This window comes from Streptomyces sp. NPDC104371 (genome assembly GCF_055583785.1).
Window position 1 is genome coordinate 384878 of the sequence record NZ_JBVJNF010000007.1, and the last position, 22993, is coordinate 407870.

A 22993-nucleotide genomic window follows, 5' to 3' on the forward strand; every position below is an offset into this window, starting at 1 on the left:
GTGAACGCGAAGGCCCCCGGGACGCGTGGAGACGCTTCCCGGGGGCCCGCGGTCGTCGCGCGGCGGACCGGCTACTTCTTGTCGCCGCCCTTGCCCTCGTCGCCGCCGCTGCCCATGGATTCGTAGATCTCCTTGCACATGGGGCAGACGGGGTACTTCTTCGGGTCGCGGCCAGGGACCCACACCTTGCCGCACAGCGCCACGACGGGCGTGCCGTCGAGGGCGCTCGCCATGATCTTGTCCTTCTGGACGTAGTGGGCGAAGCGCTCGTGGTCGCCGTCGCCGTGCGACACCTGCGGCGTCGGCTCTACGAGGGTCCCCGTACCAGTACCGCGCTCGGGCTCAAGAGTGCTCATAGCACCAAGAGTACTGAAAGGTCCCGGGCGTCAATTGAGCGAAGGGTCATCGGGATACGTGGCCACCATCGCCAGCTCGCTGCGCTGCCGGCGCAGTACCTCCCGCCACAGCCGCTCCGGCTCCGGGGACGACACGTCGCCGGGCTCGGACTCGACGACGTACCAGGCGCCCTCCACCAGTTCGTTCTCGAGCTGGCCGGGGCCCCAGCCCGCGTACCCGGCGAAGATGCGCAGGGAGCCCAGGGCCCGCGCGAGCAGTTCGGGCGGGGCCTCCAGGTCGACCAGGCCGATCGCTCCGTGCACCCGCCGCCAGCCGAGCGGGGCACGCTCCGCGGAGCCGCCGGGGATCACCGCGACGCCGAGCGCGGAGTCCAGCGACACCGGTCCGCCCTGGAAGACGACGCCGGGCTCGCCCGCGAGGTCCCCCCACCCCTCCAGGACATCGCCCACGTCCACGGGGGTGGGGCGATTGAGGACCACACCGAGCGAGCCCTCCTCGTCGTGGTCGAGAAGGAGCACCACAGCGCGGTCGAAGTTCGGGTCCGCCAGGGCGGGAGTGGCCACGAGCAGCCGCCCTGTGAGCGAGGACACCTCGGTCATGGCAGACATGATCCCGCATCCTGCCCCGGTATGGGGAGGCGATCGGGGTTACGCGGGTGAATACGGCCATGATCGACGAGGGGCGCGCACGCCGTCGCACGGTCACCCCATGTGTCCGGTTGCGGACGGTTCGTGTTGTGGCAAACCCATGACGTTGCTGGGCCCACCGGGGCTTACTGAAGGGGGGGCGACGGCTATTACGCTTACGTCTTCGGCCCCCTGCCCCACTCCACGGAACGCGAGATTCATGACCGTCAACGACGATGTCCTGTTGGTCCACGGCGGAACGCCGCTGGAGGGCGAGATCCGTGTCCGAGGTGCGAAGAACCTCGTACCGAAGGCCATGGTCGCCGCGCTGCTGGGCAGCGCGCCGAGCAGACTGCGCAACGTCCCCGACATCCGCGACGTACGGGTCGTCCGCGGGCTGCTGCAACTGCACGGTGTGACGGTCCGTCCGGGCGAGGAGCCGGGTGAACTGATCCTCGACCCGACGCATGTCGAGAGCGCCAATGTCGCCGACATCGACGCCCACGCCGGTTCCTCGCGGATCCCGATCCTGTTCTGCGGCCCGCTGCTGCACCGGCTCGGCCACGCGTTCATCCCCGGCCTCGGTGGCTGCGACATCGGCGGCCGGCCGATCGACTTCCACTTCGACGTGCTGCGGCAGTTCGGCGCGACCATCGAGAAGCGCGCGGACGGCCAGTACCTGGAGGCCCCCAAGGGGCTGCGCGGCACGAAGATACGGCTGCCGTACCCGTCCGTCGGCGCGACGGAGCAGGTGCTGCTGACGGCGGTGCTGGCGGAGGGCGTCACCGAGCTGTCGAACGCGGCCGTGGAGCCCGAGATCGAGGACCTCATCTGCGTGCTGCAGAAGATGGGCGCGATCATCGCGATGGACACCGACCGCACGATCCGCATCACCGGTGTGGACACGCTGGGCGGCTACAACCATCACGCGCTCGCCGACCGTCTGGAGGCCGCGTCCTGGGCGTCGGCCGCGCTCGCGACCGAGGGCAACATCTACGTCCGCGGCGCCCAGCAGCGCTCGATGATGACGTTCCTGAACACCTACCGCAAGGTGGGCGGCGCCTTCGAGATCGACGACGAGGGCATCCGGTTCTGGCACCCCGGTGGCGAGTTGAAGTCCATCGCGCTGGAGACGGACGTGCACCCCGGCTTCCAGACGGACTGGCAGCAGCCGCTGGTGGTCGCGCTGACGCAGGCCACGGGCCTGTCGATCATCCACGAGACGGTCTACGAGTCCCGCCTCGGCTTCACCTCCGCGCTCAACCAGATGGGCGCGCACATCCAGCTCTACCGCGAGTGCCTCGGCGGCTCGGACTGCCGCTTCGGCCAGCGCAACTTCCTGCACTCCGCGGTCGTTTCGGGCCCGACCCGGCTCCAGGGCGCGGACCTGGTCATCCCCGACCTGCGCGGCGGCTTCTCGTACCTGATCGCGGCGCTGGCGGCGCAGGGCACGTCCCGCGTCCACGGCATCGACCTGATCAACCGCGGCTACGAGAACTTCATGGACAAGCTCGTGGAGCTGGGGGCGAAGGTCGAACTGCCCAGCAAGGTGCTCGGCTGACGACGGCGCCCTGAACCGCGCGAGGGGCGGTCACCCGGTTCGGGTGACCGCCCCTTGGCCTTACGCCGGTCGCGTGGCGTACGACGGCAAGGTCACTTGCCCTTCGCGGCTTCCTTGAGCTTGGAGCCCGCGGAGACCTTCACGCTGTAGCCGGCCGGGATCTGGATGGGGTCGCCGGTCTGCGGGTTACGCGCGGTGCGAGCGGCACGGTGGGTGCGCTCGAAGGTGAGGAAGCCAGGGATGGTGACCTTCTCGTCGCCCTTGGCGACGATCTCGCCGACGGTCTCGGCGAACGCGGCCAGCACGGCGTCGGCGTCCTTGCGGGTCACCTCGGCACGGTCGGCCAGCGCGGCCACCAGCTCACTGCGGTTCATGTTGTTACTCCCGTGTTCTTCTTGCCGTTGAGGCGTGCCACGCGGCGGAGCCGCATGATGGGCACGGCGAAGCCGATGCTGCCAGGGTCCTCGGTGAGGTCCCGGACCCGGGTCCGTCGTCAGACCCTCGCGCCCGAAGACGCATCCTGCCCCCACCTGCGGCGGGAAAGCCAATCCGGCACCCGCGGGGGCCGTGAGAACACCCGTGGGAGTCATGAGAACAACCCGTGGGAGTCACCCGAAGAGCGCCACTTTCCTGTGGTGTGGTGACGCTCCGTCCGCCCGCGACAACGGACCGCAGAGCCTGAGTCCGGCCGCCACCCTAGGGGGCGGCCCGGCGTCCCGCGCGCCGCGACGCGCCGGGCCGGGCCACCGTGGCAATGGTCACAGGCAGCGACCACCGGCCAGGAGCCGCCGCCGAGGTGTGCCTACTCGGCCGTGAGCGGCTCCGCCGCCGCCTTCGCCGCGGCGCGCACCGCTCCGGCGACCGCGCCCGCGACCTTGTCGTTGAAGACGCTCGGGATGATGTAGTTCGGGTTCAGCTCGTCCTCGGTCACCACGTCCGCGAGGGCGCTCGCGGCGGCCAGCATCATGTCCGTGTTGACCGTGCGGGACTGGGCGTCCAGCAGACCGCGGAAGACACCCGGGAAGACCAGCACGTTGTTGATCTGGTTCGGGAAGTCGGAGCGGCCGGTGGCCACGACCGCCGCCGTCCGGCGGGCCACCGCGGGGTCGACCTCGGGGTCCGGGTTCGCGAGCGCGAACACGATCGCTCCCTCAGCCATGGCGGCGACGTCGGCGCCGTCGAGGACGTTCGGGGCGGAGACGCCGATGAAGACGTCCGCGCCGCGCGTGGCCTCCTTCAGCGTGCCGGTCAGGCCCTCGGGGTTGGTGTTGTCGGCGATCCAGCGCAGCGGCGAGTCCGCGGCGGCGTTCACCAGGTCCGCGCGCTCGGCGTGCACGACGCCGTGGATGTCGGCGACGACGGCCTTCTTCACGCCCGCCGCGAGCAGCAGCTTGAGGATGGCCGTACCGGCGGCGCCGGCGCCCGACATGACGACGCGGACGTCGTCGATCTGCTTGCCCACCACGCGCAGGGCGTTGGTGAGGGAGGCGAGGACCACGATCGCGGTGCCGTGCTGGTCGTCGTGGAAGACGGGGATGTCGAGGGCCTCCCGCAGCCGCGCCTCGATCTCGAAGCAGCGGGGCGCGGAGATGTCCTCGAGGTTGATGCCCGCGAACCCGGGGGCGATGGCCTTGACGATCTCGACGATGGCGTCGCTGTCCTGGGTGTCGAGGCAGATCGGCCAGGCGTCGATACCGGCGAAGCGCTTGAAGAGGGCCGCCTTGCCCTCCATGACGGGCAGCGCGGCCTTCGGGCCGATGTTGCCGAGGCCGAGCACCGCGGAACCGTCGGTCACGACGGCGACGGAGTTGCGCTTGATCGTCAGACGGCGGGCGTCCTCGGGGTTCTCCGCGATCGCCATGCACACGCGCGCCACACCCGGCGTGTAGACCATGGAGAGGTCGTCACGGTTGCGGATGGGGTGCTTGGCCTGCATCTCGATCTTGCCGCCGAGGTGCATGAGGAACGTACGGTCCGAGACCTTGCCGAGCGTGACGCCCTCGATGGCGCGCAGCTTCTCGACGATCTCCTGCGCGTGGTCCGTCGAGGTGGCGGCGATGGTGACGTCGATACGGAGCTTCTCGTGGCCGGAAGCCGTGACGTCGAGACCGGTCACCGAGCCTCCGGAGGACTCCACGGCCGTGGTGAGCTGGGAGACCGCGGTGCCACCCGCGGGCACCTCCAGCCGGACCGTCATCGAGTAGGAGACGCTGGGCGCCGTTGCCATGGCCGACTTCCTCTGCTTTCACCGTGTGTCGCCGATTGCCGTCCGAATCGTCGCACCTACCGGCGAGTACGCGGTAACCGCACCGGATTGCGAACGTTGTGTTCGCTGCTCGTCGGAACGTTCGGAAAGGTGCTTCCACCATACGAGAAGTACCTGTGCGTGAAGCAGGGGCCGGGGTGGGCAACGCAAGAGGTCCGCGTCACAGGGGACGCGGACCTCTTCGACGTTCGAAGTCGGGCTTTCAGTGACACCGACCCGCCATGCTCGCCTCGCGGCAAGTGGTCGCTCGTAGCGACAAAGGTTGGGCCCGGGGGCTTGGATCGGGCCGGTGTCACCTCCAGGCTAACAAACAGATGGCGCAAGGCCATTCCCGTGCCGGGAGTTCATCCTCCTGGCACGGGAACACGGCTCTCCCGGCACGGGAACACGGCTCTCCGCGGCGCCGACGCGGGCTCAGTCGCGCAGCAGATCCGGTACCCCGGCCGCGTCCGGCTCGTCCCGTTCGCCCGAGACGACCGTCAACTGCTGCGTCGCCCGGGTCAGCGCCACGTACAGCACCCGCAGGCCCGCGGGGCTCTCGTCGGCGATCTCCGCGGGCGAGACGACGACCGTCGCGTCGTACTCCAGGCCCTTGGCCTCCAGGCTGCCGAGCGCCACGACGCGGTCGCCGAGGCCGTCCAGCCAGCGGGCCGCCTCCTGGCGCCGGTTCATCGCGACGACCACGCCGACCGTGCCGTCCACCACGTCGAGCAGCCGGGCGGCCTCCGCGCGGACGGTCTCGCCGAGCGCGTCCCGCGCGACCGCGAAGCGGGGCTCGACGCCCGTGGAGCGGACGGCGGAGGGGGACTCGGAGCCGGGCATGGCGAGCGCCAGCACCTTGGCCGCCAGGTCGGCGATCTCGGCGGGGTTGCGGTAGTTGACCGTGAGCGTGAAGCGGCGGCGCGGGCGCGTGCCCAGGGCCTCGTCGCGGGCCTCGGCCGCCTCGTCCGGGTCGGACCAGGACGACTGGGCCGGGTCGCCGACCACCGTCCAGGTGGCGTGCCGCCCGCGCCGCCCGATCATCCGCCACTGCATCGGCGTGAGGTCCTGCGCCTCGTCGACGATCACATGCGCGTACTCGGTGCGCTCCTGGGCGAGGCGCTCGGCGCGCTCGCGCTGGGACTCCTCGCGTACGGGCATCAGCTCCTCCAGCCCGGTGAGCTGGTCGAGCGGGTCCAACTCACGCTTCTTGCGCGGGCGGGCCGGTACGCCGAGGACGGCCTGGAGTTCGTCCAGGACGGCCACGTCGTGCACGGACAGCCCGTCCCGCCGCAGGGACCGCGCGACCTTGCGGACCTCGCCGGGGGTGAGGATCCGCCGCGCCCAGCGGCCGAGCCGCCTGTCGTCGGCCATGGCCTCCAGGACGGCGCGCGGGGTCAGCTCGGGCCACCAGGCGTCCAGGAACTCGGTGAAGGAGTCCTCGCAGAGGATGTCCTCGTCGAAGGAGGAGCGCAGCTCGGCGGCCAGTTCGGGGTCGGTGTGGCGGCCGGCCGCGCCGGAGTGGGCCCACAGGGCGTCCAGGAGCAGCCTGCGGGCACGCGGGCGCAGGAGGTTCACCGGGGCGGTGCCGCTCAGGGCGGTGCGCCGGATGCGCTCCAGCTCCTCGGCCTCCAGTTCGAGGCGGCGGCCGAAGGCGACGACCCTGAGCCGAGTGGGCGCGTCCCCGCGCTCCAGGGCGCCGCGCGCGGCCTTCCGCACCACCTTGAGCATGCGGTACGAGCCCTTGGCGCGGGCCACCGACGGGGAGTCGTACACCGTGGCCTGCACGCCGTCGACGAGCGAGCCGACCGCGCGGATGGCGACCTGGCCCTCCTCGCCGAGGGAGGGCAGCACGCCCTCGGTGTAGGCGACGAGCAACGGGGTGGGCGAGACGATCAGGATGCCGCCCGCGTACCGGCGCCGGTCCTGATAGAGGAGGTAGGCGGCCCGGTGCAGGGCCACGGCCGTCTTGCCGGTGCCGGGGCCGCCCTCGACGTAGGTCACGGAGGCGGCGGGGGCGCGGATCACGAGGTCCTGTTCGGCCTGGATCGAGGCCACGATGTCGCGCATGGAGTGGGTACGCGCCTGGCCGAGGGCGGCCATCAGGGCGCCGTCGCCGATCACCGGCAGCTCGTGGCCGTCGAGGCTCGCCGTCAGCTCGGGGCGCATCAGGTCGTCCTCGACGCCGAGCACCTTGCGGCCCTTGGAGCGGATGACGCGGCGGCGTACGACCCGGCCGGGGTCGACCGGGGTCGAGCGGTAGAAGGGGGCCGCGGCGGGCGCGCGCCAGTCGATGACCAGGGGCGCGTACTCCTCGTCGAGGACGCCGATGCGGCCGATGTGCAGGGTCTCGGCGATATCGGCGGTGTTGTCGGGCCGGACCGCTCCCTCGGCGGGCTCGACGGCCGTGTACGCGCCGTCCGGTCCCTTCTTGCCGTCCTTGCCGAGCAGCAGGTCGATCCGGCCGAAGAGGAAGTCCTCGAACTCGTTGTTGAGCCGGTTGAGGTGGATGCCCGCCCGGAAGACCTGCGCGTCGCGTTCGGCGAGCGCGCCGGGCGTGCCGACATGGCCGCGCTGGGCGGCGTCGTTCATCAGGAACTCCGCCTCGTGGATCTTCTCCTCGAGACGCCGGTACACCCGGTCAAGGTGTTTCTGTTCGACGCTGATCTCCCGGTCGCGGCGCGAGTCGTGCGCGGACTCGCCGACCGGGTCGAGCGCGGTTTCCTGTTGAGCCTGAGCGGCCACCGGGCCCCCTTCTGACGTGCTGGGCAGCCGTCTACCGTACGCGAAGGGGGCCGCGGGAGGCTACGGAAGGTACCCCTGAGCCGCGCGAACGCCTCCGCGCGGCTCCGGCCGGACCGCCCTCAGGCGCGGGTCAGTGCCGTCCGGCGGCGGTGGCGGGCGACGCGTTCGCGGTTGCCGCACACCTCGCTGGAGCACCAGCGGCGGCGTCTGCCGCGGGACATGTCGAGATAGACGAGGGGGCAGTTGTCGCCCTCGCACTGCCGCAGGCCCGCCCGGGTCCCGGGGTCCGTCAGCAGCTCGATCGCCTCGCGGGCCACCACGGCCAGCAGTTCCCCGCAGCCCGGCAGCGGGCGCAGGCGCCGGATCAGGCCGCCGTCCGCGCCACGGACCGCGCAGAGCGCGGGCGGCGCCCCTCGCGCGACCTCGTTGACGCGGGCCAGCGCCGCGTCGGAGGGCCGTCCCTTCAGTTCTCCGTACACCAACTGACCTATATGGACGCGTAGTTCATGGAAGGCCGGCAGCCATTCCGGACCGGCTCCGGCCAGTGGTGTGCCCGCCGGGACCAGCCCGGCGCCGATGATCCAGGCCCGGAGCCGGTCCAATGAGCCGAGCCGTTCACCGGGATGGGTCGTCGCCAGCAAGTCCAGGCAGATCCGCCCGGAGTCGAAGCGCAGATCGTACGGGGCTGTGGGGGAGCCCGATGCCATGTTCCTGTCACCGCCTTGAAGTCGCCGCCGCGGGCGCGACGGCCGGTGAGTCCACGCGAGGGTGGCGTCTGTGGGGGTTGTCAGGGCCTGTCGGGTTGCCCGCCATGGACGGGCGACCCGACAGGCCCTGCCCCCTACAGTGCCCGGCCCCGCACGCCGACGGAAGGGCCCGTACCTCCCGAACTCCCCGGTCGGAGCCGGGAACCACACCCCCGGACCCGGAACCGGCCTTGCCGGATCGGGACCCGCGCCGCCGGAATCCGGGCCCGCGCCGAACGGAACCGGGGGCCCCGGCTGTCACCCCCGGGGTGCGTGTGCCCCGCTCCGGTTGTCGGGCCGGTCGCGCTTCGTGCCGTTCGGCCACAGGCGCGGGGGGCGTTTGGCCGCGAGGTCCTCTATCCAGCCGAAGGCGGCGATCGCCAGTGCGATCAGTGGCCAGACGAGGAAGAACATCCACATCGTGTACGTCGAGTCGAGCGCGGACGACGCTCTCTCGCTCTGCATGAACGGCAGCCGGTAGCCCAGGTCGATGAGCGGGACCGTGGCCATGATCAGCAGGTTGTGCCACAGATAGATGGTGACCGCGCGGTTGTTGGACAGCGTGATCACCTTGTCCCATCCGCGCAGCGGGCCCGGCAGTTCGCGCCACGACGGGGAGTACTGGAGCAGGATCACCACGAACCCGAGGGACCAGGTCGCCTGCGCCAGCGGGATGTCGTTGAGGTCCCAGCCGTCCTCGCCCAGATGACCCGAGGCCCACCACAGGCCGAACGCCATCACCAGGGTCGCGCAGGAGACGGCGGCATAGCGCGGGACCTTCGCCAGCATGCCCTCCTGGTGGGCGAAGCCCAGCACCCAGCAGCTTCCGTAGACCCCGAAGTCCGTGACCGCGTTGCCCGTCTCACCGGGGATGGTCACCAGGCCGGTGCCGACGATCGCGGTCAGCCCCAGCGGGGCCAGCAGCGTCGCCCACGGGACCCGGCGGAACGCCCACAGCAGCAAGGGGGAGGCCACCACGAACCAGAGGTAGGCGCGCAGGTACCACAGAGGGCCCGCCGCCTGGTCCGCCCAACTGTCGTCCACGAGGCCGGACAAGGTGCCCGCGTGCCAGGGGTAGGGCGGGGCGCCGATCGGGACGACGTAGTCGATCAGCTCGACCACGCCCCAGGTGCCGCCGTTGTCCGGGTCCTTCACCGGGTTCCAGCCGCCCACGAACAGCAGGGGCAGCACCACCGCGCTGAACATCCAGAGCGGCGGCAGCAGCCTGCGCACCCGGCTCCTGATCACGCTCAGCGCCGGGCGGCTGAGGGAGCGCGCCATCAGCGACCCGGCGAGCGCGAACATCACGCCCATCGAGGGGAACAGCACCGACAGCCATGCCCAGCCGAACAGGTGGTAGATCACCACGCGGACCAGGGCGATGGAGCGCAGCAGGTCCAGATAGCGGTCCCGGCCCGGCTTCGGCGTGGTGGGCGCGGGCTGTGCCGTGTGCTGCCGCGGGATGTCCACCGGGGGTGTCGGCTCCGGGTGCGCGCCCGTGCCGGTCGGGTATCCGTGGGTCATGCCACCGGCCTCCGATCTCCGGCGTGGTGGGTCCGCCGCCGCTGCCCCGGGCCGCCGGGTGCCCCGACGGCACCCGTGCGCCGCAGCTTCTGCCAGCGCAGCCGGCCGCCGGTGACCGCCGTGATCCAGGACTGGAGCAGCACCACGTACATGAGCTGGCGGTAGAGGAGCTGCTGAAGGGGCAGCGAGATGAGGTGGGACATGCGCTCGCGGTCGAGCCGGAAGGCGTAGGCCGCGCAGAACGCCTGGATCCCGAGAACGCCGAGCCAGGCCACGACCGTCTTCTGGGTCGGGCCGAAGACCACGCCGTACAGCAGGAAGACGTCGATGAGGGGCGCCAGCAGCGGGGCCACCACCATGAACAGCGACACCAGCGGCAGTCCGACGCGGCCGAAGCGGCCCGAGGGACCGCGTTCCACGAGGGCGCGGCGGTGCTTCCAGATCGCCTGCATCGTGCCGTACGACCAGCGGTAGCGCTGGGACCAGAGCTGCTGGACCGACTCGGGCGCCTCCGTCCAGGCGCGCGCGTTCTCCGCGTACACCACCCGCCAGCCGTCGCGGTGCATCGCCATGGTGATGTCGGTGTCCTCGGCGAGCGTGTCGTCGCTCATGCCGCCGACCCGCTCCAGCGCCGAGCGCCGGAAGGCGCCGACCGCGCCGGGGATCGTCGGCATGCAGCGCAGGATGTCGTACATCCGGCGGTCGAGGTTGAAGCCCATCACGTACTCGATGTGCTGCCAGGCGCCGATCAGGGAGTCCCGGTTGCCGACCTTGGCGTTGCCCGCGACCGCGCCGACCCGCGGGTCGCCGAAGGGCTGGACGAGTTCGCGGACGGTCGCCGGTTCGAAGACCGTGTCGCCGTCCATCATCACGATCAGGTCGTGACGCGCGTTCGCCAGGCCTCTGTTGAGCGCGGCGGGCTTGCCCGCGTTGTGCTGGCGGATCACCCGCACACCCGGCAGACCGAGGCTCTCCACGATGCGGGCCGTGCCGTCCGTCGAGCCGTCGTCGATGACGATCACTTCTACGGGGTGCTCGCTCGCCGTCAACGAACGCACCGTGTTCTCGATGCACTTGGCCTCGTTGTACGCCGGGACCAGCACCGAGACCGGTTCGGTGACCGCCGGTCCCCAGCGGAAGCCGCGGCGCCGCACCCGGCGGGCGTGGATGCCGGACAGCAGCAGCATCAGGACGAAGCGGCCGATGACGAGGGCGCCGATCACGGCGAGGCCGACGACCAGGACGCCGGTGATGTCGTCCGAGGCCCGGACCAGGAAGATCCAGGCCTTGCCCTGCCACAGCTCGGGGCCGGTGACCGGGGTGAGCGCGCTGGGCGCGCCGAGCGCCTCCGTGAGGTTCTCGAACCTGTAGCCCTCGGACTGGAGTCCGGGCAGGAAGCGGTCCAGCGCCCGCACGGTCTGGTGGCGGTCGCCACCGGAGTCGTGCATGAGGACGATCGCGCCCTTGCCGTCGTGCGGCGTGGCCCGGCGGATGATCTCGTCGACGCCGGGCTTCTTCCAGTCCTCGCTGTCGGTGTCGTTGACGACGGTGATGTAGCCGCGGCTACCGATGTACTCGGTCACCGGCCAGGACTTGTCGTCCATGGCGTCGGCGAAGGAGGAGTACGGCGGGCGGAAGAGGGAGGTACGGATCCCGGCGGCGCCGGTGATCGCGAGCTGGTTGGTGGACAGCTCCCAGTCGATGCGCTTGTCGGACTGGTAGGAGAGGTCGGGGTGGTTGAACGTGTGCAGGCCGACCTCGTGTCCTTCCCGCACCATCCGGTCGACCAGCTCCGGGTAGCGGGAGGCCATGGTGCCGGTGACGAAGAAGACCGCGTGCGCGTGGTGCTTCGCGAGCACGTCCAGGACCTTGGGGGTCCAGGTCGGGTCGGGGCCGTCGTCGAAGGTGAGGACCAGGCGGTGGTCGGGCACGCGCAGACTCGTGGCGCGTCCGCTGCGGGTGTCGATGACCGGGCCGCCCTCCAGGATCTTCTCCGGCACCTTGTCGGTCGCGGCCTCGGGCTGGACGCGGTGGTCGGCGAGGATCTCGCTGTGCACATAGCCGCGCAGCATCAGCATCGCGACGAGGGCGACCAGGACGAGCATGGGCAGCAGCAGGCGCATGGGCAGACGGCGGCGCGCGAGGCCGTCTCGGGGTGGGGCCGCGGCCCGGGGACGGCGGGGGCGGGATGCCATCAGAGGACGTTCTCCGGGAGCGAGGAAGACGGGGACGGTTCCCCGGTGACGGGTACCTGACTGCTGGGACCGCTGGCCGTGGTGCCGTCGGTCGGGTCCGTGCCGCCGTCGTCCGGGGGCGAGGGGTCACTCGTCGGCTCGCCGCCGCTCGTCGGGCTGTCGTCCGGGGTGGGCGAGGCGGGGGTGGACGGCGGCGGGGAGTTCGGCGCGGTCCCGCCGGATCCCGGCTTCTTGGTGGTGTGGGTCGCGGTCGGCTCGGGGTCGGCCGAGGTGCCCGGCTGGTCCGGGCTCGGGGAGGCTCCCGGGACCTGGGCGCTGGTGCCGGGCGAGGGCGTCGGGTCCTCGGTCGTCGGCGCGCTCGTCCCGGGGGAGGCGTCGGCCGGTACGGAGGGCTGCGCCGGGTCCGCCGGGAGGGGCGAGGTGTCGACCTTGCTGGCCGGGGCGTCGTCCTGCGGGCCGGGGACCGGCAGCCAGGGGGCGTTGGAGTTGCCCGATATCAGCGTGGCCACGATGACGATGGCGTAGACCGCGCAGGCGAGGGCGATGGCCATACCGATCCGCCGGAACCGGCGGCTGCGACGGCCCGACGCGTCGACGAAGACCGGCCCGTCGGCCCCGTCCCGCGGCCCACCCCCCTGAACCCGCCCGATCCCGTCCCCCGGCCGCACCACGACGGCATCGAGCTGAACGGTCACCTCCTGCGGATCATGCCCACCCCAGGGATCCCGAGGACCGCCCACACCACCGACCCTCACCGCCCCACCCGAGCCCACACGCGGGTTGACGGCCCCCGCCGAGCCGGGCAAGCCAGCACCCGTACGCGGATGCACGGCTCCCGCCCTGCCGGTCAAGTCCGCACCGGCACCCAAGACTTCGGGCTCCGCCAAGCCGGGTAGATCGGCACCGGTACGCAGGACTTCCGACTCCGCCAAGCCGGGTGCATCCGCACCCGCACGCCAGTCCGCACTCCCCGCCAAGCCAGGCCAGCCAGCGCTCACACGCCGGTTCGCGGCCTCGGCCCCACCAGGCAAGTCCGCACCGGTACGCAAGACTTCAGGCGACGCCAAGCCGGGCGCGCCCGCGCTCGTACGTCGATTCGGGCTCTTTGCGCTGCCGGGCAGGTCCGTGCCAGCACGCGGGTTCACAACCCCCGCCCCACCGGGCAAGTCAGCACCTGTACCCGAGACTTCAGTCTTCGCCAAGCCGGATGAATCCACACCCGCACGCCGGTCCGCACCCCCCGCCAAGCCAGGCCAGCCAGCGCTCGCGCGCCGGTTCGCAGCCTCGGCCCCACCAGGCAAGTCCGCACCGGTACGCAGGACTTCGGGCGACGCCAAGCCGGGCGCGCCCGCGCTCGTACGTCGATTCGGGCTCTCCGCGCTGCCGGGCAAGTCCGCATCGGCGCGCAAGGCTTCGGTCTCCGACAAGCCGGATGGATTCGTATCCGTACGTTCGTTCGCACTCCCCGCCAAGTCAGGCGAGCCCGCGTCCGTACGTCGGTTCGTGTTCTCCTCCCGGGCCCGTATGTCCGAGTCCGAGTGGAGGACCGTCGTCTCCGTCGCGTCCGCGGTGTCCGCGGTCGTGCGTGGGATTTCCGTTCTCCCGACCTCCGCGAAGACCTGGGTGTTCACCGCGACTTCGCAGGTCGCGGATGCGGTTGAAGGCCACTTAGGTTGAGCGTCTTCACGCCGAATTTTCACGTGCGCACATCCCCCCACGGGACAGTACTGGGTGCGCTGACGACCCCGAGCACCTCGTCGCCGGACCAGGCCCCCACCCGGTCCGAGCGCCCCTTACCACCGTGCTCGGGCCACGAATGTAGCGCATCCGGGTGACCCGTGACCCCGTGTCCCAGATGACGGTCTCCTCACGAAGTCCGCGTCCCGGCCGCCATGACGTCCGCGTCGCTGGCCGGAATCCATCCCCCCTCGGGCCGCCGCAACCAGCCGTTCGCGGAGGCGACTTCGGCCGCCGCCCGGCGAAGGGCCTCGATGGCGGGGTGCGTCAGCCCCTTCCGCCACACCAGGGACACGGGAGACAGCGGAATGGGATCGACCAGCGGACGCACCACCATCCCGGGCAGGGCGGGGAAGTCCACCACCGCGAGGATCGGGTTGCGTGTCCTGGCCATGATTCGCTGGAACTCCTCCTCCCCGACGGCGAGCGGCGCGGGCGGCGCCACCTGGATGCCGCGGCCCTCGAAGAGGCGACGGGCAAGGTCAGTCCACTCCGGGGTCCGCGGATTCCCGGCGCCGGCGTACACGGTCTCCCCCGTGAGCGCGGCCAGCGGTATCGCCGCGAGCGACGCCAGCCCGTGCCCCTCGGGCAGGACGACCGCCATCGGCTCGTAGCGCACGGGCTGGTGGTCGAGGCCCGCCCGCAGCGCCGGGGCGAGGCCCGCGAACCGTCCGAACGACGCGTCGAGGCGGCCCGCGAGCAACTCCCCCGCGGCGCCGGTCAGTCCGCTCTCGTAGCGGGCCATCAGCTCCTGCTCCGGGGCCAGTTCACGGGCCCGCAGCAGGACTCGGCGTCCGGTCGCCAGCCCCGGGGAGTTCAGATCCACCAGCAGCGGACGCCCCTGTCCGAACGCGGCGAGCAGCTCGTCCTGCGCGTCAAGGACCCGGCGCGCGTACGGCAGCAGCCGCTCGCCGTCCGGCGCCAACGTCACCTGCCGGGTGGTGCGTACGAACAGTTCGGCGCCCAACTCCCGCTCCAGCCTGCGGATATCACGACTGAGCGCCTGCTGGGCCACGTAGAGGCGGGCGGCGGCGCGCGTGAAGTGCAGCTCCTCGGCGACGGCGAGGAAGGCGCGCAGCAGACGCGGGTCTACGGTACGGGGCTGGGTGGACATCCGCCCGAACTTACAACCCGGGCGCGTGAATCGCCACGGATCAGGTGTTGGACCGCGGCTCGGCGTGCGGGCGACGGTGGACGCATGCCACAGCCGTCCCCCGACAGGGCCCCCGCGCCCCTGCCCGCGGTCACTCAGGACACCCTGGTCGTCGCCGACCTCGCCCCGCGCCGCCCGCCCGTCGCCAAGTCCCCGAGCCCGTACCGCCGCCTGTTCGCCCTCCCCGGCACGCGCGCCTTCACCATCGGCAACCTCATCGCCCGGCTGCCCATCGGCATGTTCGGCGTGAGCACGATCATCATGATCGCCGCGTCCCGGGGCTCGTACGCGCTCGCCGGTTCCGTCACCGGCACCGGCCTCGTGGCGACGGCCGTGGTCGCCCCCTGGATCGCACGGCTCGTCGACCGCCACGGGCAGGCCAGGATCGCCGTCCCCGCGACGGCGTTCGCGGTGCTCGGCCAGGTGACCCTGCTGCTGTGCCTGCACTACGACGCCCCGGACTGGACCCTGTTCGCCGCCTACGCCGCCACCGCCACGACCCCCAACATCGGCGGTATGTCCCGCGCCCGCTGGGCCCATCTGCTCAAGAAGGACGCGGACGCCCTGCACACCGCCAACGCCTTCGAGCAGGCCGCGGACGAGCTGTGCTACATGGTGGGCCCGGTGCTCGCGGCCTTCCTGTGCGGCTCGCTGTTCCCCGAGGCGGGCATGCTGACCGCCGGGATCCTGCTGATGACGGGCATGCTCGTGTTCACCGCCCAGCGCGCGACGGAGCCGCCGCCGAGCCGGGACACGCGAAGCGCGCCCCCGCTGCGCGCCCGCGGTATGCCTCCGCTGCTGCTCGGCCTCATGGCCACGGGCGCGATCTTCGGCGCGATGGAGGTCATCACCGTGGCGTTCGCGGACGCCCAGGGGAGCCGGTCGGCGGCGGGCCCCGTGCTCGCGCTCCAGGCGGCCGGGTCGTGCGCCGCCGGTCTGGCGTTCGGCGCGCTGAAGCCGTCCGGCCCCGCGGAACGCCGCTATCTGTGGTGCCTCGCGGCCATGGCGGCCCTGATGACCCTGCCCCTGCTCGCGGCCCGGACCACCGGCTCCCTCCTCGCCCTGGCCCCGGCCCTGCTCCTCGCGGGCATGGCCACCGCCCCCACGATGGTCACCGCCATGACCCTGGTCCAGCGCCGCACCCCCGAGGGCCGCCTCAACGAGGGCATGACCCTCGCCGTCACCGCCCTGCTGGGCGGCATCGCCTGCGGCAGCGCCACGGGCGGCTGGACAGCGGAACACCTCTCCCCCACCACCGGCTTCCTCCTCCCCCCGACCGCGGCGACCCTCGCCCTCCTGATCGCCCTGACCCACAGCTTCACCACGCGCCGCGCGCTCCGCCGAGCGTCGGACGGCTGACGCCCTTGCCTCAAGAAGGGCAACGAGAACAGCAACGGCCCCGCTGCTCGAAAGCAGCGGGGCCGTTGCCCACATGGGTTGGGAGGCTCGGGAGCCTCCTGATCGTGGAGATGGCGGGAATCGAACCCGCGTCCAACGGTGCGGAACCAGGGCTTCTCCGTGTGCAGTCCGCTTCGATTTTCTCAGCCCCGGAGATCACGCGGACAAGTCTCCGACGGGCTCAGTCACTGTTAGATGTCCCTCTTCACCCCGTGACCGGGATCAAGGTTTAGTCCCCTAGCTGATGCCAGGATCCGGGTCGGGAACACCCCCGGGCTGACACTCCCTTTAGTAGGAGGCTCGCTCGCGCTGCCTATCAGGCAGCGAGGGCGAAGGCCTGCTGGGAGGAATCGCGCTTGGTGTTGGCGATTATTGGTTTCGGCCTGTGGTTTACGAGATCATGGCCGCTTCCTCGACACGCTTCCCCTGCTTCGACAGCCGCTGTCGAAACCGATCATCCCCATGTTGTGTTGTCAAACAGCCCCTCCGAGGAGGGACCCGCACCCTCACCGAGGTGCGAGGCCATCGTACGTGACCAACGCACGCGGGTGCCAGCGCATTCCCTCCGGTCAGGCGCGCTGCTTGCGGCGGGCCGCCGAGATCGCCCGGTCCGCCTCGCGACGGTCCTGCTTCTCGCGGAGCGTCTGCCGCTTGTCGAACTCCTTCTTGCCCTTCGCCAGCGCGATCTCGACCTTGGCCCGGCCGTCCTTGAAGTACAGGGCGAGGGGCACGATCGTGTGACCCGTCTCCTGCGACTTGGCCTCCAGCTTGTCGATCTCCTCGCGGTGCATCAGCAGCTTCCGCTTGCGGCGGGCGCTGTGGTTGGTCCAGGTGCCCTGGCTGTACTCGGGCACGTGCACGTTGTGCAGCCACGCTTCGTGACCGTCCAGTTGCACGAACCCGTCGACCAGCGAGGCCCGCCCCTGACGCAGCGACTTCACCTCGGTCCCCATGAGGACCAGACCGGCCTCGTAGGTGTCGAGGATGTGGTAGTCGTGCCGCGCCTTCTTGTTCTGCGCGATCAGCTTGCGCCCTTTTTCCTTAGCCATAGTGCCGCCCATTTTCGCACCAGGGAGGGGGTGTGCGGGAAGTCGATTATCGCGCGTCACCCAGGCCGCTGAGCACGGTCCCGGCCCGCCCGAGGACGTCGTGGTCGACCTGGAGGTCCGGGGTGATGCCATGGCCGTCGACGCCGCGGCCGGAGGGGGTGCGGTAGTGCCCGACGGTCAGCTCGGCGACGGAGCCGTCGGGCAGCCGGCTCGGCATCTGGACCGAGCCCTTGCCGAAGGTGCGGGTGCCGAGGACGACGGCCCGGCCCCGGTCCTGGAGGGCGCCGGTGAGCAGCTCGGCCGCGCTCATCGTGCCGCCGTCGACGAGTACGACCAGGGGTCTGCCGGTGTCCCCGCCGGGCGCGGCGTGCAGCGCGCGCTGTCTGCCGTCCACGTCGTACGTCGCCACCAGCCCCCCGTCGAGGAAGGCGGACGCCGCGGTGACTGCTTCGGTGACCAGGCCGCCGGAGTTGCCGCGCAGATCCAGCACGACCCCGGCGCGCCTCGGCACGGTGGCGACCGCCGCGCGCACCCGGTCGCCGGAGCCCTTGGTGAAGGCGGCGACCCTGATCACGGTGACGTCGTCGGTGCGGCGGTGCGCGGTGACCGGGTCGGTGGACAGCCGGGCCCGGCGCAGTACCTCGCTCCAGAGACGGGGGCCGCGTTGCAGCCCGACGCGGACCGGGGTACCGGCGGTGGCGTCCGCGGCGTCGCCGCGCAGCAGGGAGACGACCTCGGGGACGGGTCTGCCGTCCACACTCTCGCCGTCGACACTGCGCAGTCGGTCGCCCTTGCGGATACCGGCGGCGGACGCGGGCGAGCCGGACTGCACCTCGGTCACCTCGATCCGGCCGTCCCGCTCACGCCGGGCCGACAGCCCCACCCCGGTGTACTCGCCGTCGAGGGCCTCCTCGAACTCCCGGTACTCGCCTTGGGAGTAGACCGCTCCCCACCGGTCGCCGCTGCGGCTGACCGCGCGCTCCGCGGCCTCCATGGGGGACATGCCGTCGTCCATCGCCCGCGTCGCCGCGTCGATGACGTCGTGGTCGGCGGGCGCGGCCGACTTGGCGGACGGGTTCTTCCGGCCGGGCGCGTCGAACGAGCCGGTCGCGGCGCCGGTGACGAGAACGCTCGCGAGGACCAGCGTCAGCGCCGCTCCATGACGGGTACGGCGGGGCTGACAGAACAGGTCTTGGCCGGACATGGCGGTGAGTCTAGGACAACGGCAAGGGCGGGACGGGCTGTTGCCCGTCCCGCCCTGTTGGCGTGCGTCACACCATCGGTGTGAGTGCTTCAGACCTTCGATGCCCGCGCGTCAGACCTTCAGGTACTTGCGCAGCGCGAAGAACGCGGCCAGCGCCGGCATCAACAGGCTTGTCGCGAGGATCAGCGGCAGCTTGGTCAGAACGGCGTCCCAGCCAATGAAGTTGATCAAGTTCAGCTTCTGGGACAGGGCCAGGCCGTGGTCGATGATGAAGTACCGCGTGAGCAGCAGGAATCCACAGGCGACGGTGCCGCCGATGAGTCCGGCGACCGCGGCCTCCATGATGAACGGCGCCTGGATGTAGAAGCCGGACGCGCCGACGAGGCGCATGATGCCGGTCTCACGACGACGGCTGAACGCCGAGACACGCACCGTGTTGACGATCAGCATCAGTGCCACGACGAGCATCATCGCCATGACCGCGCGGGCAGCCCAGTTCATGCCGTTGAGGAGCCCGAAGAGGTTGTCGAGGATGCCCTTCTGGTCCTGCACGGACTGCACACCGCCACGGCCGTTGAAGGCGGTCGCGATCACCTGGTACTTCTGCGGGTCCTTCAGCTTGATGCGGTACGACTCCTGCATCTGGTCCGGAGTGAGCGAACTGGCCAGCGGGGAGTCGCCGAACTGCTCCTTGTAGTGCTTGTAGGCCTGGTCCTGGGACTCGTAACTGACCTTCTGGACGACGGACGTCATCTTGTTCAGATCGCCGAGGATCTGCTTCTTCTGCTCCTCGGTGACCGCGCCCTTGGAGCAGTTGGGGTCGGACTCCGCGTCGCTCTTGTTGCAGAGGAAGACCGAGACGTTGACCTTGTCGTACCAGTAGCCCTTCATCTGGTTCACCTGGTCGCTCATGAGAAGCGAACCACCGAACAGGGCCAAGGAGAGGGCCACCGAGACGACGACCGCGAAGGTCATCGTCAGATTGCGGCGGAGACCGACACCGATCTCCGACAGAACGAACTGCGCGCGCATGGCGTCTGTTCAAGCCTTTCCGTGGAATTCAGTGCTGGTAGCCGTAGACGCCGCGCGCCTGGTCGCGGACGAGGCGGCCCTTCTCCAGCTCGATGACGCGCTTGCGCATCTGGTCCACGATGTTCTGGTCGTGGGTCGCCATCACCACAGTCGTACCCGTCCGGTTGATCCGGTCGAGCAACTTCATGATGCCGACCGAGGTCTGCGGGTCGAGGTTGCCGGTGGGCTCGTCGGCGATCAGCAGCTTGGGCCGGTTGACGAAGGCCCGCGCGATGGCGACGCGCTGCTGTTCACCACCGGACAGTTCGCCGGGTCTGCGGTCCTCCTTGCCGCCGAGGCCGACGAGTTCGAGCACCTGGGGCACGGACTTGCGGATCTCTCCGCGTGACTTGCCGATGACCTCCTGAGCGAAGGCCACGTTCTCGGCGACCGTCTTGTTCGGCAGCAGCCGGAAGTCCTGGAACACCGTCCCCAACTGGCGGCGCATGTGCGGCACCTTCCAGTTGGAGATACGGGCGAGGTCCTTGCCCAAGACGTGCACCTGACCGTGGCTGGCGCGCTCTTCGCGAAGGATCAGCCGCAGGAAGGTGGACTTTCCGGAGCCGGAGGACCCCACGAGGAAGACGAACTCGCCCTTCTCCACTTCGAGGGAGACGTCCCTGAGAGCAGGGCGGCTCTGCTTGGGGTAGACCTTGGAGACATTGTCGAATCGGATCACGGATGCACCACGGGCCGTTGGGGGTAGGTGTGCGTGACCATACGCGAAGCGGGCATGCGAGCGCAGTCGACGGTCGGGGTTGCGCATCAGTTGTGGGTTTTTGTACCCGCGAGGGTCGTCCCCCCGACGCGGGTACGCGGCGGTGACGTCACCGCGCCCGCGCAGTGGCTCGCGGAACCTGGCACAGTGGAGGGGGAACGGTGGCGTTCCCGGAAGCGTTCTGTGGATGGAAGCCGCACGAGGAGGGCGAGGCGCATGACGTACGACCGATTGGTGTGCGCGAACTGCGCGGCGCCCGTCAGCGAGGGCCGCTGCCCCGTCTGCCGCGCCAGCCGGGAGCGGCTTCAGCAGGAAAGCCCCTGGTCAGGGCTGAATCCGATGACGTTGATCGTGCTGCTGGCGGTGCTGATCGCGGCGGTGGCGCTGCTGGCGCACCAGACCGCGTAGGAGACAGCGGGAGACATACGGGAAGGGCCCGGGGCTGATGCCCCGGGCCCTTCTCATGCGCTACGGGTCTGTGACCCTGGCCACGCGCCGTGGATCAGGCAGCGGCCCCGCCGCGGCCGTTCACCAGGCGCGGCAGCATCCGGAAGCCGATACCACCGGCGATCATCGTGGCGGCGCCGACCAGCAGGAACGTGGTCTCCGCGGCACCCGTCTCGGCCAGCTCCTTGCCACCGCCCTGGGCGGAGGTGTCGGAGTTGCCCTTGCCCGCGCCGGTGTCGGTCAGGCCGGAGGAACCCTTGCCCTGCTGGACCGGGTTGTTGCCACCGTCCGGGTTGGTGTTGTCGCCGCCACCGTTCCCGTGACCGTTGCCGTTGCCGTTCCCATTGCCGTTGCCGTTGCCGTTGCCGCCACCGTGGGTCGGGTTCTCGGACGGCTGCTCGGTGGCCGGGGGCTCCGTGGTCGGCGGCTGCTCGGTGGTCGGAGGCTGCTCCGTGACCGGGGGCTCCGTGGTCGGAGGCTCCTCCGTGGCCGGGGGCTCCGTGGTCGGAGGCTCCTCCGTCGCGGGAGGCGTGGTCTCCGGGATACCGGTCTCACCGGGGTCGGGGTCCTCGCCCTGACCGTTCTCGTTCTCGTTCACCTGCGCGCCGATACCCGCGTCGTTCCCGTCGGCGGACGTCATACCGAGCGCCGAAGCGGCGCCCGCGGCGGTCAGCGACGCACCGGCGGCGATCACCGCACCGGCAGCGATCCGCGCCACACGGATCCGCATCTTCTTGGTCATCTGCCTGCTACCCCCAGTAGCTGATCGTCAATGGAGCAGCGCCCGGGGCCACGGCGTCGGGGGCGGCTGTGCTCGGACCCCCCGGTTCACATGCACCCCAGAGATACGCATGCCACGCTTCACCCTTCCGAGTTTTGACAGCAACGTCAAGGGCGTTGCGGGCGCGATGTCCCGTACGTGATCATTTACGGCAGAAGCGGTGACACAAGTGTGATGTACACCCCAGACGTTCGCCAACGAGCAAGGCAACTACCCTCGTACGAGAGGCAGTTGCCTTGTCGACAAAGCGCCCGCGGGGTGGCGGTGGTGTCGTCGTCCGCGGTCGGTGTTACTTCTCCTGCTGCTTGCGCCAGCGAATGCCGGCCTCGACGAAGCCGTCGATCTCGCCGTTGAACACGGCCTCGGGGTTGCCGACTTCGTACTCGGTCCGCAGGTCCTTGACCAACTGGTAGGGGTGCAGGACGTACGAACGCATCTGGTTGCCCCAGGAGTTGCCGCCGTCGCCCTTGAGGGCGTTCATCTTGGCCTGCTCCTCCTGGCGGCGCCGCTCCAGGAGCTTGGCCTGGAGGACGTTCATCGCGGAGGCCCGGTTCTGGATCTGGGACCGCTCGTTCTGGCAGGTGACGACGATGCCCGTGGGGAAGTGGGTGATCCGCACCGCGGAGTCGGTCGTGTTGACGCCCTGGCCGCCGGGGCCGGAGGAGCGGAACACGTCGACCCGGATGTCGGACTCGTCGATGTCGACGTGGTCGGACTGCTCGACGACGGGCAGGACCTCGACACCGGCGAAGGACGTCTGGCGGCGCCCCTGGTTGTCGTAGGGGGAGATACGGACCAGTCGGTGCGTCCCCTGCTCGACGGAGAGGGTGCCGTAGGCGTAGGGCGCCTGGACCGCGAAGGTGGTGGACTTGATGCCCGCCTCTTCCGCGTACGACGTCTCGTAGACCTCGGTCTTGTAGCCGTGCTGCTCGGCCCAGCGCAGATACATGCGCTGGAGCTTCTCGGCGAAGTCGGCGGCGTCGACGCCACCGGCCTCGGCACGGATGTTGACGAGCGCCTCACGGGCGTCGTACTCGCCGGACAGGAGCGTGCGGACCTCCATCTCGTCCAGCATCTTGCGCACCTCGACCAGCTCGGCCTCGGCCTCGGCGCGGGTGTCCGGGTCGTCCTCGGCCTCGGCGAGCTCGAAGAGCACCCCGAGGTCGTCGATCCGGCCGCGCAGGGCCTCGGCCTTGCGCACCTCGGCCTGGAGGTGGGAGAGCTTGCTGGTGATCTTCTGCGCCTCGTCCGGGTTATCCCAGAGGGACGGCGCGGCCGCCTGCTCCTCGAGCACGGCGATGTCTGCCCTCATCTTGTCGAGGTCCAGAACGGCCTCGATCGACTCCATGGTCGAGGAGAGGGACTTGAGCTCTTCGGATACATCGACGACTGCCACGCATCCAGCGTAACGGCTCCATCGGGGAGCCCATGCCCGG

At 70.7% G+C, this 22993-nt stretch carries 19 protein-coding genes and 1 other RNA gene; 3 read left to right on the forward strand and 17 right to left on the reverse strand.

Features of this window, described 5'->3' with window-relative positions:
* Positions 1-71: 71 nt before the first annotated feature.
* Together ACZ60T_RS23615 and ACZ60T_RS23620 are read right to left on the reverse strand one after the other, a co-directional pair.
* Entirely contained in the window at positions 72-356 is a 285-nt protein-coding gene (locus ACZ60T_RS23615) for a DUF3039 domain-containing protein (protein ID WP_208032514.1), read from the reverse strand.
* Positions 357-386: 30 nt separating this feature from the next.
* Positions 387-956 (reverse strand): YqgE/AlgH family protein, encoded by a 570-nt coding sequence (locus ACZ60T_RS23620; protein ID WP_365620956.1) that lies wholly within the window; start codon positions 954-956, stop codon positions 387-389.
* A 247-nt stretch (positions 957-1203) separates the two neighbouring features.
* On the opposite strand from ACZ60T_RS23620, the gene murA reads away from it, so the two are divergent.
* Positions 1204-2544: a UDP-N-acetylglucosamine 1-carboxyvinyltransferase gene (gene murA / locus ACZ60T_RS23625; protein WP_365618452.1), complete on the forward strand. Its 1341-nt coding sequence runs from the start codon at positions 1204-1206 to the stop codon at positions 2542-2544.
* Between the two features lie 92 nt (positions 2545-2636).
* On the opposite strand, the gene ACZ60T_RS23630 is transcribed toward murA, so the two are convergent.
* The 8 genes from ACZ60T_RS23630 to ACZ60T_RS23665 all read right to left on the reverse strand — a co-directional run bounded on the left by ACZ60T_RS23630 (position 2637) and on the right by ACZ60T_RS23665 (position 14850).
* The gene (locus ACZ60T_RS23630) at positions 2637-2918 is read right to left on the reverse strand and encodes an HU family DNA-binding protein (RefSeq protein ID WP_007382399.1); all 282 of its coding nucleotides are present in this window, start codon (positions 2916-2918) and stop codon (positions 2637-2639) included.
* Positions 2919-3346: 428 nt separating this feature from the next.
* The gene (locus tag ACZ60T_RS23635) at positions 3347-4771 is read right to left on the reverse strand and encodes an NAD-dependent malic enzyme (RefSeq protein WP_365618450.1); all 1425 of its coding nucleotides are present in this window, start codon (positions 4769-4771) and stop codon (positions 3347-3349) included.
* Positions 4772-5224: 453 nt separating this feature from the next.
* Entirely contained in the window at positions 5225-7534 is a 2310-nt protein-coding gene (locus tag ACZ60T_RS23640; protein WP_469667655.1) for a HelD family protein, read from the reverse strand.
* A 119-nt stretch (positions 7535-7653) separates the two neighbouring features.
* A complete protein-coding gene (locus ACZ60T_RS23645; protein ID WP_365618444.1) occupies positions 7654-8241 on the reverse strand; it encodes a CGNR zinc finger domain-containing protein in 588 nt (195 codons plus the stop codon).
* 297 nt (positions 8242-8538) lie between these two features.
* Entirely contained in the window at positions 8539-9804 is a 1266-nt protein-coding gene (locus tag ACZ60T_RS23650) for an acyltransferase family protein (RefSeq protein WP_469667656.1), read from the reverse strand.
* Positions 9801-11999: a glycosyltransferase gene (locus ACZ60T_RS23655; RefSeq protein WP_469667657.1), complete on the reverse strand. Its 2199-nt coding sequence runs from the start codon at positions 11997-11999 to the stop codon at positions 9801-9803. Before ACZ60T_RS23655 ends, ACZ60T_RS23650 begins: the two co-directional genes overlap by 4 nt.
* Positions 11999-12694, reverse strand: coding sequence for a hypothetical protein (locus ACZ60T_RS23660; protein WP_365634091.1), 696 nt, complete (start codon positions 12692-12694; stop codon positions 11999-12001). The genes ACZ60T_RS23655 and ACZ60T_RS23660 overlap by 1 nt, the downstream gene beginning before the upstream one ends.
* Before the next feature lie 1172 nt (positions 12695-13866).
* A complete protein-coding gene (locus ACZ60T_RS23665; RefSeq protein WP_469667658.1) occupies positions 13867-14850 on the reverse strand; it encodes a LysR family transcriptional regulator in 984 nt (327 codons plus the stop codon).
* Between the two features lie 84 nt (positions 14851-14934).
* On the opposite strand from ACZ60T_RS23665, the gene ACZ60T_RS23670 reads away from it, so the two are divergent.
* Positions 14935-16248: an MFS transporter gene (locus ACZ60T_RS23670; RefSeq protein ID WP_469667659.1), complete on the forward strand. Its 1314-nt coding sequence runs from the start codon at positions 14935-14937 to the stop codon at positions 16246-16248.
* Positions 16249-16350: 102 nt separating this feature from the next.
* Here the strand turns inward: ACZ60T_RS23670 and ssrA are convergent.
* The 5 genes from ssrA to ftsE form a co-directional block, all read right to left on the reverse strand.
* Positions 16351-16749, reverse strand: a transfer-messenger RNA (tmRNA) gene (gene ssrA, locus ACZ60T_RS23675).
* 107 nt (positions 16750-16856) lie between these two features.
* The gene (gene smpB / locus ACZ60T_RS23680; RefSeq protein WP_365634082.1) at positions 16857-17336 is read right to left on the reverse strand and encodes an SsrA-binding protein SmpB; all 480 of its coding nucleotides are present in this window, start codon (positions 17334-17336) and stop codon (positions 16857-16859) included.
* Between the two features lie 46 nt (positions 17337-17382).
* Positions 17383-18540, reverse strand: a complete 1158-nt coding sequence (locus ACZ60T_RS23685; RefSeq protein WP_469667660.1) for a S41 family peptidase — start codon at positions 18538-18540, stop codon at positions 17383-17385.
* A 111-nt stretch (positions 18541-18651) separates the two neighbouring features.
* The gene (ftsX, locus tag ACZ60T_RS23690; RefSeq protein ID WP_365634075.1) at positions 18652-19572 is read right to left on the reverse strand and encodes a permease-like cell division protein FtsX; all 921 of its coding nucleotides are present in this window, start codon (positions 19570-19572) and stop codon (positions 18652-18654) included.
* Between the two features lie 28 nt (positions 19573-19600).
* A complete protein-coding gene (gene ftsE / locus ACZ60T_RS23695) occupies positions 19601-20290 on the reverse strand; it encodes a cell division ATP-binding protein FtsE (RefSeq protein WP_252421248.1) in 690 nt (229 codons plus the stop codon).
* 255 nt (positions 20291-20545) lie between these two features.
* Between ftsE and ACZ60T_RS23700 the strand changes: the two genes are divergently transcribed.
* On the forward strand, positions 20546-20737 hold the full coding sequence (locus ACZ60T_RS23700) for a hypothetical protein (RefSeq protein WP_252421247.1): 192 nt from the start codon (positions 20546-20548) through the stop codon (positions 20735-20737).
* Between the two features lie 94 nt (positions 20738-20831).
* Here ACZ60T_RS23700 and ACZ60T_RS23705 read toward each other — a convergent pair whose 3' ends face one another.
* Both ACZ60T_RS23705 and prfB read right to left on the reverse strand, forming a co-directional pair.
* Positions 20832-21518, reverse strand: a complete 687-nt coding sequence (locus ACZ60T_RS23705; protein ID WP_469667661.1) for a hypothetical protein — start codon at positions 21516-21518, stop codon at positions 20832-20834.
* 328 nt (positions 21519-21846) lie between these two features.
* Positions 21847-22953 (reverse strand): peptide chain release factor 2, encoded by a 1107-nt coding sequence (gene prfB, locus ACZ60T_RS23710; RefSeq protein ID WP_365634067.1) that lies wholly within the window; start codon positions 22951-22953, stop codon positions 21847-21849.
* Positions 22954-22993: the final 40 nt, after the last annotated feature.